Origin of the sequence: Stanieria cyanosphaera PCC 7437, assembly GCF_000317575.1 — a bacterium.
Lineage (GTDB): Bacteria > Cyanobacteriota > Cyanobacteriia > Cyanobacteriales > Xenococcaceae > Stanieria > Stanieria cyanosphaera.
The window spans coordinates 2,867,965-2,880,178 of the sequence record NC_019748.1 but is presented as its reverse complement, the minus strand read 5'-3'; the positions used below and the strand labels follow the sequence as shown (position 1 = coordinate 2,880,178).

Sequence of the window (12,214 nt, the reverse complement as noted above, 5' to 3'; positions counted from 1 at the left end):
TTGCTATTAAAAAATTTAATTTTTTTAGAAAACGTCAAAGCTCAAACTTAAACAAATTCGTTTGAGAAGTTAGAAAGTTTTATAGCATTACCACGGTTCAAACTAGAATACGAAGCCGATCTAAATAATGTGCTGAGAAATCTTGGTATGGGTAGAGCTTTCGATGAAGAAGATGCCAATTTTCAAGGAATAAGTACAGAACCTTTGATGATTAGTAAAATTCTACATAAAACTTTAGTGGAAGTTAATGAAAAAGAGACAGAAGCGATTGCTGTGACTGCAATGGTAGTTCCATCTGCCATGGCTTCTACTAAAAAAAAGAAAACATTTAATAATGATAGTAGATCGCCCTTTCTTTTGTGCAATTCGAGATAATCAAATGGGTGTAATTTTATTTATGGGATTTATTAGAGAACCAATTTCAATTTAATTATGATCGCTTGATCGTTGGTAAACTGCGATCGCGACATAAAAACAAATTTCTTGCTGTATTTCTTTTTTAATAAATTATCGAAATTTGCATTATATCTAGGATTTTTACATACTAAGATACTAACCTCGTGCAAACTTATTTATAGATACCCGAAATAGCGTCAATTAAGTTCACACATTTGTTGATATGAATAAAAAACCAATTCGACAAGGGGATGTGATCCTTATCCCCACTGAACAAACAGAAGGACAACTTCTCACTCATCTAACTCTAGCTGAAGGGGAAGTCACTGGACATAAACACCGCATCAGCGAAGGACAAGCAGAACTATATCAAACAAACGACACCCTTTATTTAAAAATACTTTCACAGACAGCAACTTTATCTCACGAAGAACACCAAACTATTTCTATTCCTGGTGGAAATTGGATGGTTAAAATTCAACGAGAATACGAACCAAGGGGTTGGCGTTATGTTGCTGACTAAATCATAGGAAGTTACGAATTATTGGAGATTTACTCATGGATAAAACAGAAAATTTTCAATCTTTTGCTTACTTATACGAACATCAAAACCAACTTCCAGAAGCAACCAGAAACACATTAGAAAGGCTTTTAAAACTTTCTGGTACAGATGACTATGAAGAAGCAGAACAACTACTATTAAAGTCTACCAAACTAAATTTAAACAACGAAATCGTCAGAAATTTAGGCAAGGATTTTCGACTGTTGCAATGTTTACCAAATTTACAACAGCTAAATGGTTCTGGTTCTTGGTCTGGTAACGATTTAAGTGTACTGCAATCATTAACGAAATTAACTACATTAAGTTTGCTCGATTGTGAGATTGACGATGACAATTTAGATCGAATCAAGAGTTTAACTAACTTGACTAGTCTTAACTTGAGTACTCCAAATGTTCTAATTTATGGTCGTACTTTTCATTACACTCATAATCATATCACAGACCTAAAGCCATTGCGATCGCTAGCTAAGTTAGAAAAATTAGAGCTTAGTGCTAATCCAATTAAAGATATAAGTCCACTTCAATCCTTGACTAACTTAAGAGAATTGAATCTCAAGCATAGTCCAATTGAAGATTTAACTCCACTTAAATCTCTAATTAATTTAACTAGTTTAAGTGTTAGAGTCTACGATGCCAAAAATCTTATTCCACTGAAATATTTGACTAATCTTACCCAACTCTCGGTGAGGGCTAGTCAATTGAATAATATCAGTTTTTTACAATCTTTGACCAAACTAACTCATTTATCACTGAGAAGTATTAAAGTTCAAGTAAATCGAGCGAGCGATTTAAGTGCATTGCAGTCTTTAACTAATCTTACTCATCTGACTCTCAATGGCTATGGAACTATCGATTTAAGTGTGTTGCAGTCTTTGACTAATCTTACTCAACTGACTCTTAAAGGTTTTTCTATTAACAATATAAGCCTACTAGGAGCTTTTCCTAAACTGACTAGTTTATGTCTCATTGAAAATGAAATTAATGATTTTAGTTCATTGGGAGCTTTAACTAAGCTGACTAACTTAATTTTAAATAAAAATCAAATTAGCGATCTTATTCCATTACAATCTCTAACTAATCTGACTAGTTTGGCTCTCAATAAAAATCAAATTAGCGATCTTACTCCATTACAATCTCTAACTAATCTAACTAGTTTGGCTCTCAATAAAAATCAAATTAGCGATCTTACTCCATTACAATCTCTAACTAATCTAACTAGTTTGACTCTCAATAAGAATCAAATTAGCGATCTTACTCCATTACAATCTTTAACTAATCTGACTAGTTTATGTCTCGTTAAAAATCAAATTAGCGATCTTACTCCATTACAATCTTTAACTAATCTGACTAACTTAACTTACACTAATTCACATAGCACTCAAATTACAGATTTTACTCCATTACAATCTCTAACTAAGCTGACTAACTTAACTTTAAATAAAAATGAAATTAGCGATTTTACTCCACTAATATCCCTAACTAATCTGACTTTCCTATATCTAAGAAGGTCGTGGTGGTCGACAATCGAGCGAATAAATCAACTAAATTCTTTACCAAATAACTTGCGATCGCTTGCTCTTTCTACCCAAAGAATCTGTCGCACGGATGCAATTAAAACAATTAATGCTGCTTATGTTGCGATAGGATATCCAATGCCAGAAATTATTTTTTGTGATGGTCCTACTATAGCTAATGAATATTTAACCGACAGAAATGAACGGCAATTAGGAAAATATCTTAAATATAAGTTATATCAACATACCAGAAATTTATTGATATCTCATCGACGGATTAGTAGAAAATTATTATTCGAGCTAAAAGAACATGGATTCTCTAGTAATCAAATAATCGATCTTTGTAAAATTAATTGCATCGATGTCATTACCCCAATAGAATTATCAAAAGAAATTACTTTAATCGATTGGTTTATTTCTAGACTCGATCGCATCGAGCCAGAAATTCAACAAGCTTTTGAAATATTGCATCAACTTTTAGAACATTGTCCTTGGGTAATTCCTTATGAAAAAGTATGTATCATCTGCGATCGCCCAAGCAAATTTTCTCTAGACGAAGAAAATCGTTTTCATGCAGAAGGAGAACCAGCATTTCAGTTTATTGATGGTTGGCATACTGGTTATTACTATCATGGTGTCGAACTTCCAACTAAATATGGTCAATTGTCTTACCATCAATGGCGATCGCAATGGATTTTAGAAGAAACTAATAGTGAATTAAGAAGAATTTTACTTCAAGAAATTGGCTATGGTCGACTGTGTGAAGAATTACAAGCAATAGAACTAGATTCTTGGCGAGAATATGTTTTATTGAGGATAGAAATCGATCCTAAAACTTATCGCAATGGTTATGAGGTAATTGAAGAACCAATACATATTTTAAAAATGATTTGTCCTAGCACAGAATTAATTCATGCACTGCGAGTACCATCTAATATTAATTCGGCAAGAGAAGCAGTTCGTTGGGTAAATTGGGAGATCGATCCTGAAGAATTTGCAATTGAAACTTAAAGCTAAGTAGTTAAACAAAATTAATTACACACTTTATTTCTCTCTTGCCTATTGCCTATCTCTATTAATGAATTTAATAAGGTTTAGTATTTTACTCGAAGCCAGAATTAGAGTTGGATAATTCCTTGACGACTGAATTAAAAATGATTTTTAGACAATTCATTTTTTTGAGAATTCAGGATTCTGTTGCCAGTTACGATCGCGCTATTGAAATAAAACCCGATTATGTTGCTTTTTTGGTTAACCGTGGTAATGCACTGTATATTTTAAAATGCTATGAAGAAGAGTTAGCTAGTTGTGATCGCGGTTATAAGTAGTATTTGCTGTGTTTACCCAAAAGCTGCGATCGCTAAAATCGACATTCCCCAGATGTCTGCTGAAACTTGTGCAGTATTATCAGGCAAACAGAAAGTTGATAGTAGAACATTCCAATATTTATATTCTAATTAGGTAAACGAGATTGCATTTATTTTTAATACTCAACGTAATTTTAATTTAACTTTTAAAAATCTTCAAAATATATGCCTGAAAAAAATGAAATAGAAATTCACTTTAGCGGTACTTTAACAGAAGAACATCTTCATATTTATCATCAATATTGCCTGCCGACATGGTTAGAGTTTTTCTCAAAATACTTTAAATGGTTGTTTTGGTTTTATCTAGGTTTAATGATAGTTAAAGCACTACGGATTCCTGGATATATACCAGTAAGTCCCGCTCTTTTTTATGATATATTTATTCTATGGTTATTATCTAGAAAACGACAGATAAAAAAAATTTTGCAATCTAATAAATTAATTCAAGGAAATTTCTCTGGAGTAGCAAGAGAGCAAACTTTGTTTTGGGATAATCATCTTTATGGGTTATCTAAATTTTCCTGGAATAAAATACTGAAATATCAAGAAGCTAAAAACATAATTATGCTTTACACAGGAATTAATCAAGCACTTATTGTACCTCGTAGCTTTTTTAATTCTGAAGAAGATTGGCAGCAATTTCGTCAGTTAGTTGCCGATAAAGTTACTAAAAAATAATAGGTAAATAAATTCAATTGCATTTATTTTTCATACCAAACGTAATTTAAATTTAACCTTAAAAAATATTGAAAAAATATGCCTGAAAAAATAGAAATTCACTTTGGTGGTATTTTAACTGAAGAGCATTTTTATATTTATAAACAATATTGTTTGCCAACATGGATAGAATTTTTTTTTAAATGGTTGTTTTGGTTTTATTTAGGCTTAACGATAGTTAGATGGTTGTCTTGGTTTAATTTGTACTCAATGATAATTAAAGGGCTAGGTAATCCTAGAGATATACCATTAAGTTTTGATGAGGTTATTAGTGATGTTATTGGTGATGTGTTTATCTTTATATGTTTTTTATGGCTATTCTTTCAATCTACCAAGCAAAATAGCAAAAAAGCTTGGCAATCTAATAAATTAATTCATGGAAATTTCTCTGGAGTAGCAACAGAGAAAACTTTGTTCTGGAATCATCCTTATGGAGAATCAAGATTCCCCTGGGATGTAATGCTTAAATATCGAGAAGTAAAAAATATCATGATGCTTTACACGGAAATTGATCGAGCATTGATTATACCTCGGAACTTTTTTTATTCTGAAGAAGACTGGCAAGAATTTCGTCAGTTAGTTACCAGTAAAGTTCCTAAAAAATAATAAGTAGATAAATTTAATTGCATTTATTTTTCATGCCCAACGTAATTAAAATTTAGCTTTTGAAAATGTTCAAAAAATATGTCTGAACAAATAGAAATTCAATTTAGTGGTACTTTAACAAAAAAGTATCTTTATCATCTTCACCACCATTATCAGCCAATATGGTTCAATTTTTTTCTTAAATGGCTTCCGTGGATTTTTTTAGGCTTAATGATATATACACTACTAAGTATACTTGGTTATATATCAGTAAGTTCCCCTCTTTATAAACCTGGCTATATATCAGTAAACTCTTCTTTTTTATATAATATATTTTTGCTTCTTTTTTTGTTCTTTATGTCTCCTTGGCTTTTTATAAAAAGACAAATAAAAAAAATTTTGCAATCGAATAAATTAATTCAAGGAAATTTTTCTGGAGTAGCAACAGAGCCAACTTTGTTCTGGAATTCTCCTTATGGAGAGTCAATATTTCCCTGGGACGCAATGCTGAAATATAAAGAAGCTAAAAATACAATTATCCTTGATACAGTAATTAATCAGACTCTTATTATACCTCGAAACTTTTTTTATTCTGAAGAAGACTGGCAACAATTTCGTCGGTTAGTTATCAGTAAAGTTCCTAAAAAATAAAAATTTATTTTCATGTTGTTATTAAATATTAAAAGGATAAAGAACTCCCATGAGTGAAAATATAAATTCAGATGCAGAGTCTTTTGTTCAACAAGGATTAGAATCTAATCAAGCTAAAAATTATGAAGAAGCTTTAGCTAGTTACGATCGCGCTATTGAATTAAAACCAGATGATGCTAACGCTTGGTATAACCGCGCCATTACTTTGAGCAATTTAGGGAGATTAAATGAAGCAGTTGCCAATTATGATCGCGCTATCGAATTACAACCAGATGATGCTACTGCTTGGTATAATCGTGGCAATGCTTTGGATGATCTAGGGAGATTAGAAGAAGCTTTAGCTAGTTACAATCACGCTATCGAATTAAATTCCGATCTTGCTTTTGCTTGGCATAATCGTGGCATTGCCTTGAGAAATTTAGGCAGATTAGAAGAAGCTTTAGCTAGTTGTGAGCGTGCTACTAAATTAGCTCCCGAGTTTGATTTTATTTGGCATAATCATGGTTATACGTTGCATTTATTAGGCAGATTACAAGAAGCAATTGCTAGTTACAATCGCGTTATCGAATTAAAACCAGATGATGCTACTGTTTGGCTTAATCATAGCAATGTTTTGACGAATTTAGGGAGATTAGAGGAAGCGGTTGTCAGTTACAATCGCGCTCTTGAATTAAAACCAGATGATGCTAACGCTTGGTATAACCGTGGCAATGTTTTGAATGATTTAGGGAGATTAAATGAAGCAGTTGCCAATTATGATCGCGCTCTTGAATTAAAACCAGATGATGCTACTGCTTGGTTTAAGCGTGGCAATGTTTTGAATGATTTAGGGAGATTAGAGGAAGCGGTTGTCAGTTACAATCGCGCTCTTGAATTAAAACCAAATGATGCTAATATTTGGTTTAACCATGGCATTGGCTTAAAAAATTTAGGGAGATTAGAGGAAGCGGTTGCTAGTTACGAGCGCGCTATTAAATTAAAACCAAATGATGCTAGTGCTTGGTTTAACCGTGGTAATGCACTATTGAAATTAAAATGCGATGAAGAAGCAATTGCTAGTTACGATCGCTCTATTGAATTAAAACCAGATGATGCTACTGTTTGGCATAATCGTGGCATTGCCTTGAAAAATTTAGGGAGATTGAAGGAAGCCGTAGCCAGTTACGATCGCTCTATTGAATTAAAATCAGATGATGCTAGTGCTTGGCATAATCGTGGCATTGCCTTAAATGATCTAAAACGTCATGAAGAAGCGTTAGCTAGTTGCGATCGCGCTTTAGAAATCAATCCCAATTACGTTGAAGCTTGGTTTGAACGAGGCAAAACACTAGATAATTTAAATAGATTAGAGGAAGCCGTTACTAGTTATGAGCGCGTTATTAAATTACAACCAGATCATGCTTTGGCTTTGCTTTATCAAGGTGCGTTACTTTGCGATTATCTACAGCGATATGAAGAAGCATTGACTAATTTTAATCAAGCACTGAAGTTTGCGCCAGAGAATCCTAATGTTTGGGTTAATCGTGGTGTTGCTTTGATTAATTTAAATAGATTAGAGGAAGCTGTTGCTAGTTACAAGCGTGCTCTTGAATTACAACCAAAAAATCCTCATGCTTGGCTCAGTCAAGGTGCGTTACTTTGCGATTATCTACAGCGATATGAAGAAGCATTGACTAATTTTAATCAAGCACTGAAGTTTGCGCCAGAGAATCCTAATGTTTGGGTTAATCGTGGTGTTGCTTTGATTAATTTAAATAGATTAGAGGAAGCTGTTGCTAGTTACAAGCGTGCTCTTGAATTACAACCAAAAAATCCTCATGCTTGGCTCAGTCAGGGTGCGTTACTTTGCGATTATCTACAGCGATATGAAGAAGCATTGACTAGCTTTGAGCGTGTGATTGAATTACAACCAAATAATGTTAATGCTTGGGTTAATCGTGGTGTTGCTTTGATTAATTTAGATAGATTAGAGGCAGCTTTAGCTAGTTATGATCGCGCTCTTGAATTACAACCAAATAATGTTAATGCTTGGCTTAATAAAGGGGCATTACTTTGCGATCGCTTACAACGATATGAAGAAGCATTGACTAACTTTGAGCGTGCGATTGAATTACAACCAAATAATGCTTTGGTTTGGTATAACCGTGCCATTGTCTTAGATAATTTAGGTAGAGAGGAAGAAGCTGCTGCTAGTTACGACCGCTATTTAAAACTGTCGTAAAAACTATTTTTAGTCTACTCGTGATCTTGTTGGCGACACTGTTGAGTTACGGTTTACTTAAAAAATATACATCTTCTAGAAAACGTTAAGTCTCAAAATTAAAACAATCTTACTCAAGAACAATCTCCAACAATAAAGTAATTTGGTTTAGCTTTCACAATATTTAAGACTATAAAATCTTTGAAGATATTTATGCTAGTTACAACTATGGTAATGTCGGCTATGTTAAATCTTCACAGCATTGCCGAAATTCAAAGTCAAGAAAAAATTGTTGCTGAATTCCCCGCAGCAATAGTGCAAAACCACTCAAATGATCCTAAAGTATTTGTCGATCGCGGTAAAGAATATATCGATCAACAAGAATATGAAAAAGCGATCGCCAATTTTAATCGTGCCATCGAACTCGCTCCTAAATTCGCAAAGGCTTACTTTAATCGTGGCGCAGCTTACGGACTATTAGGACAATCTGAAAAAGAGATCGCTGATTATAGTCGCGCTATCGAACTCAATCCTCAGTCTGCCGAAACCTACGTTGCTCGTGGCAAAGCTTACGCAAGATTACTAGAATATGCAGAAGCGATCGCAGATTTTGATCGCGCCATCGAACTCGATCCTCAGTCTGCCAACGCATACTATAATCGCGGTTTAGCCTACCAAACATTACGACAAGATGAAAAAGCGAATGCCGATTTTAATCGTGCTATCGAACTGAATATGAACAACGAGGTAATACGGAAGGGTATCAAAATACATTAAATGGAATTCAAAATATACAATAAATTTTTTTACTCCCAACCTGAAATAAGTTAAACGCTATTCCCTCGCAAGATTGAGTTGAAAATATCAATTTTATCAAGTTTTACTTCAAATCAGTTTGAGTTTTAAAAACTTTTAGATTACTAAATCATGAGCAAAAAATAAACATTAATGATTGCCACATTTTAAATCATTATGAAAGAGCAAATCTTAAGCCGTGTCACAGGCAACAAGGTTGCATTTATTTTTCCTACTCAACGTAATTTAAATTTAACTTTAAAAAATCTTCAAAAAATATGTCCGAACAAATAGAAATTCATTTTAACGGTATTTTATCAGAAGAACATTTTTATAAATTTAATCAATATTGCCGACCGCCTTGGGCAAGATTTATTGGCAAATGGTTTCCTTGGTTTTATTTGGGCTTGATGATTGTTGAAGCGATAGGTATTCCAGAATATATAGCAAGTCCACGCTTCTCTTTTGATATATCTATACTACTATTGTTGTTACTTCTTCCTCAACTTACAAAGCGACAGATCAAAAAAGTTTGGCAATCTAATAAGTCAATACAAGAAGGGTTTTCTGGAGTAGCCACAGAAGAAAATTTTGTCTGTAACTCTTCTTACGGAGAATCAAAATTTCCCTGGAACGTAATGCTGAAATATAAAGAAGTAGAAAATATCATTCTACTTTACATAGCGATTAATCAAGCATTTATTCTACCTAGTAGCTTTTTTAATTCTGAAGAAGATTGGCAGCAATTTCGTCAGTTAGTTGCCGAGCGAGTTCCTAAAAAACAATAAGTGTTTATCCATCAAATATATTAGAAATCAATCCCAATTACGCTGAAATTTGGTTTGAACGAGGCATTGTCCTATCTAATTTAGGTCGTAAAAAAGAAGCATTCGCTAGTTTCAGGAAATGCAATTCAATTAATCCCGACATGGTGACAAATCGAGTGATAAAACCCAAGTGGCAGAAATTAACTCAGGCTGTGCAGAATGTATTCAGCTTTTTGAAGTAAGTTAGTACATAAAATTCATTTCAATCGCGTTATAAGTAGCTAAATAAAAATGTCGATAAATTAATTAAATATGCCTTATATTTAGTAATTTTCTAGATAATTACCTTGCCAAATCACTTCAAAAAATAAACGTTGATAATTGCTAGATTTTAAATCTTTATGAAAGAGGAAATTTTATGCAATCGCTATCTAATTCAAAAGCAATTAGGCAAGCGAGGTGGACGAGAAACTCTTTTAGCTAAAGACATACAAACCGAAGAATTAGTTGTAGTTAAACTTCTTCAATTCGGTTTAGACTTTCAATGGGAACAACTTAAACTCTTTGAAAGAGAAGCTCAAACTCTCCAAAATATTAATCATCCTGCCATACCTAAATATCTAGATTACTTTGAAATAAATTCACCAGAATATCAAGGATTTGCTTTAGTTCAAACTTATATTCAAGCTCAATCTCTAGCCGAACAACTTGATAAAGGTAGAACTTTTACTGAAGCAGAAATTAAACAATTAGCCGAACAAATTCTCAAAATTCTCATTTACTTACACTCACAAAATCCTCCTATAATTCATCGAGATCTGAAACCCAGTAATATCTTATTAACAAATCGCTCTGGTAATCATATTGGAGATGTTTATTTAATTGATTTTGGTTCGGTACAAAATGTAGCAGCCAAACAAGAAGGAACAATTACTATTGTGGGAACTTATGGTTATATGCCTCCCGAACAATTTGGCGATCGCTGTATACTTGCTTCAGATCTTTATAGTTTAGGAGCAACTTTAATTAATTTAGTTACCAGAATTGAACCTGCTGATTTACCTCAACAAGAGGGAAGAATTCAATTTGAAAGGGTTGTTAATCTCAGTATTCAATTAAAAGATTGGTTAAAAAGAATGATTGAACCAAGTTTAGATAAACGTTTTAGTTCTGCTCAAGTTGCTTTAGATAATTTAATTAATTTATCTCAATCCGAATCAAACGATTTAAATGTTGTTGAATTAAGTGATAGACAAAAATTTTATTTGCAGAAAAGTGTAAATAGATTAGAAATAATTATTGAGCCAAAAACAACAAAGTTATCATTACTAGATTTTATAATTATAGTTATAGGATTTTTGGTTTTCGTTGTATTAGAGCCAGGTGCATTAGCCGTTTTAATAATATTTGTGGGAATTATATGTATTTCATCTGTATATTACATACAAGACAATATCTTACCTTTATTTGTAAAAAAAAAGTTAATTATTGAAAAACAAAAAATTGCTTTAACTTATCAAGTATTTAAATTTAAATACGATATTATTCCACCTACATCTAATTCATTTATATATAAACTAGATAAACTAGAAACAGATAGATTTGAAAATATTGTCTTGAATAAGATTATTATTTGGGCTGGCAGAAATAAAAATGAACTAAAAAAATATGAAATTAAAGGCTTAAATGAAGCTGAATTAAATTGGTTGTCTAGAGAATTAAGTGATTGGTTACAACTACCAATTCATCATAATGATGAATAAAAAGCGATCGCTTTATAAGTAGCTAAATAAAAACGTAAAAAAATATATTAAATACGCATTATAAAAAAAATTTTTACCTATAATTACTTGAACAACAAAGAAAAGTTCTTATATACAAACAAATGATTCATTATCAAGTTATTTTTGACAATATCAAGCCGATTCCCTATCAAGTTCCGCTTGTTGCTTCCTTTTTCATTGCTTGGGTTATTGCTATCTATCTTACTTATGAGAATCGCAATCATAGAGAAATTAGACAAGAAGAATTTTCAAAATTAAACGATAAATTTTTCTCAATTGTTATTGTAGCCATGCCTTTAGTTTTTATTTTATTGTATGGTTGTAGTACATTTTATAATATTTTTTTGCTGCCAGATAAAATTAAAAATGAGCTTGTTGTTGAAGGGAAAATTAAAATTACATCGACCGAGCTTTTCGATGACTATTCATCTGAAAAAAAATGGATTAAATCTTTTCAAATAGAAGAAAAAAAATTTGTTATGTTTGATATTAAAAGCATTAAATGTTTCAATAACTATAACTATATGGGTAACGACTATCGTTACGAGGAAGTGAATAATGTAATATCCAATCTAAGTAAAAAGCAGCGATTTGTTAGAGCATCTTATCATTATTATGATTCTGAAAAATGTATTTCAAACTTTGAAATACAGCGTTAAAAGTTTAGAGTTAATTTTAAAAATAAATATTATTAAAACGAACGATAAAAATAATTTTAATCTTAATTTTCTTTGTTACTGAAACAATTAAATAAGAAGCGGATTGATTTTATTTTCTTTACCATTGTGTCTTTAATTATTTAGAAGCGAGCGTGCTTTAGTTAATTGTAAAATTTCCTCTTGCGTGTCATTATTGTACTAATTTCAGTTATTAAAA

At 32.0% G+C, this 12,214-nt stretch carries 15 protein-coding genes; all 15 read left to right on the top strand.

Annotated features, from left to right (window positions below):
- Positions 1–81 precede the first annotated feature (81 nt).
- Positions 82–375: a serpin family protein gene (locus tag STA7437_RS12540; RefSeq protein WP_083856856.1), complete on the top strand. Its 294-nt coding sequence runs from the start codon at positions 82–84 to the stop codon at positions 373–375.
- Positions 335–430, top strand: a complete 96-nt coding sequence (locus tag STA7437_RS27685; RefSeq protein ID WP_150109064.1) for a serpin family protein — start codon at positions 335–337, stop codon at positions 428–430. Before STA7437_RS12540 ends, STA7437_RS27685 begins: the two co-directional genes overlap by 41 nt.
- Positions 431–619: 189 nt before the next feature.
- Positions 620–919, top strand: coding sequence for a hypothetical protein (locus STA7437_RS12535; RefSeq protein ID WP_015193757.1), 300 nt, complete (start codon positions 620–622; stop codon positions 917–919).
- A gap of 35 nt (positions 920–954) precedes the next feature.
- The gene (locus STA7437_RS24895; protein ID WP_015193756.1) at positions 955–3,483 is read left to right on the top strand and encodes a leucine-rich repeat domain-containing protein; all 2,529 of its coding nucleotides are present in this window, start codon (positions 955–957) and stop codon (positions 3,481–3,483) included.
- Between the two features lie 143 nt (positions 3,484–3,626).
- Positions 3,627–3,800, top strand: a complete 174-nt coding sequence (locus tag STA7437_RS26185) for a tetratricopeptide repeat protein (protein WP_150109063.1) — start codon at positions 3,627–3,629, stop codon at positions 3,798–3,800.
- Positions 3,781–3,933, top strand: a complete 153-nt coding sequence (locus STA7437_RS26580) for a hypothetical protein (RefSeq protein WP_171815432.1) — start codon at positions 3,781–3,783, stop codon at positions 3,931–3,933. Before STA7437_RS26185 ends, STA7437_RS26580 begins: the two co-directional genes overlap by 20 nt.
- 71 nt (positions 3,934–4,004) lie before the next feature.
- Positions 4,005–4,517 carry a YcxB family protein gene (locus STA7437_RS12520; RefSeq protein ID WP_015193754.1) on the top strand — a complete coding sequence of 171 codons (513 nt, stop codon included), beginning with the start codon at positions 4,005–4,007 and terminating at the stop codon, positions 4,515–4,517.
- Positions 4,518–4,595: 78 nt separating this feature from the next.
- Entirely contained in the window at positions 4,596–5,162 is a 567-nt protein-coding gene (locus STA7437_RS12515; protein WP_015193753.1) for a YcxB family protein, read from the top strand.
- 78 nt (positions 5,163–5,240) lie between these two features.
- Positions 5,241–5,792 carry a YcxB family protein gene (locus STA7437_RS12510; RefSeq protein ID WP_015193752.1) on the top strand — a complete coding sequence of 184 codons (552 nt, stop codon included), beginning with the start codon at positions 5,241–5,243 and terminating at the stop codon, positions 5,790–5,792.
- A gap of 49 nt (positions 5,793–5,841) precedes the next feature.
- Positions 5,842–8,013 carry a tetratricopeptide repeat protein gene (locus STA7437_RS12505; protein WP_015193751.1) on the top strand — a complete coding sequence of 724 codons (2,172 nt, stop codon included), beginning with the start codon at positions 5,842–5,844 and terminating at the stop codon, positions 8,011–8,013.
- A 192-nt stretch (positions 8,014–8,205) separates the two neighbouring features.
- The gene (locus STA7437_RS12500) at positions 8,206–8,769 is read left to right on the top strand and encodes a tetratricopeptide repeat protein (RefSeq protein WP_015193750.1); all 564 of its coding nucleotides are present in this window, start codon (positions 8,206–8,208) and stop codon (positions 8,767–8,769) included.
- Positions 8,770–9,065: 296 nt separating this feature from the next.
- Positions 9,066–9,575 carry a YcxB family protein gene (locus STA7437_RS12495; protein WP_015193749.1) on the top strand — a complete coding sequence of 170 codons (510 nt, stop codon included), beginning with the start codon at positions 9,066–9,068 and terminating at the stop codon, positions 9,573–9,575.
- Positions 9,572–9,796, top strand: a complete 225-nt coding sequence (locus tag STA7437_RS27680) for a tetratricopeptide repeat protein (protein ID WP_083856888.1) — start codon at positions 9,572–9,574, stop codon at positions 9,794–9,796. The genes STA7437_RS12495 and STA7437_RS27680 overlap by 4 nt, the downstream gene beginning before the upstream one ends.
- A gap of 159 nt (positions 9,797–9,955) precedes the next feature.
- A complete protein-coding gene (locus STA7437_RS12490; RefSeq protein ID WP_015193748.1) occupies positions 9,956–11,317 on the top strand; it encodes a serine/threonine protein kinase in 1,362 nt (453 codons plus the stop codon).
- A 122-nt stretch (positions 11,318–11,439) separates the two neighbouring features.
- Positions 11,440–11,997 (top strand): hypothetical protein, encoded by a 558-nt coding sequence (locus STA7437_RS12485; protein ID WP_015193747.1) that lies wholly within the window; start codon positions 11,440–11,442, stop codon positions 11,995–11,997.
- Positions 11,998–12,214: the final 217 nt, after the last annotated feature.

Excerpts from the sequence above, each read along its gene's own strand:
- STA7437_RS27685 (WP_150109064.1), top strand. The coding sequence starts at position 335 with ATGATAGTAGATCGCCCTTTCTTTTGTGCAATTCGAGATAATCAAATG.
- STA7437_RS12535 (WP_015193757.1), top strand. The coding sequence starts at position 620 with ATGAATAAAAAACCAATTCGACAAGGGGATGTGATCCTTATCCCCACT.
- STA7437_RS24895 (WP_015193756.1), top strand. The coding sequence starts at position 955 with ATGGATAAAACAGAAAATTTTCAATCTTTTGCTTACTTATACGAACAT.
- STA7437_RS26185 (WP_150109063.1), top strand. The coding sequence starts at position 3,627 with ATGATTTTTAGACAATTCATTTTTTTGAGAATTCAGGATTCTGTTGCC.
- STA7437_RS12520 (WP_015193754.1), top strand. The coding sequence starts at position 4,005 with ATGCCTGAAAAAAATGAAATAGAAATTCACTTTAGCGGTACTTTAACA.
- STA7437_RS12515 (WP_015193753.1), top strand. The coding sequence starts at position 4,596 with ATGCCTGAAAAAATAGAAATTCACTTTGGTGGTATTTTAACTGAAGAG.
- STA7437_RS12510 (WP_015193752.1), top strand. The coding sequence starts at position 5,241 with ATGTCTGAACAAATAGAAATTCAATTTAGTGGTACTTTAACAAAAAAG.
- STA7437_RS12505 (WP_015193751.1), top strand. The coding sequence starts at position 5,842 with ATGAGTGAAAATATAAATTCAGATGCAGAGTCTTTTGTTCAACAAGGA.
- STA7437_RS12500 (WP_015193750.1), top strand. The coding sequence starts at position 8,206 with ATGCTAGTTACAACTATGGTAATGTCGGCTATGTTAAATCTTCACAGC.
- STA7437_RS12495 (WP_015193749.1), top strand. The coding sequence starts at position 9,066 with ATGTCCGAACAAATAGAAATTCATTTTAACGGTATTTTATCAGAAGAA.
- STA7437_RS12490 (WP_015193748.1), top strand. The coding sequence starts at position 9,956 with ATGAAAGAGGAAATTTTATGCAATCGCTATCTAATTCAAAAGCAATTA.
- STA7437_RS12485 (WP_015193747.1), top strand. The coding sequence starts at position 11,440 with ATGATTCATTATCAAGTTATTTTTGACAATATCAAGCCGATTCCCTAT.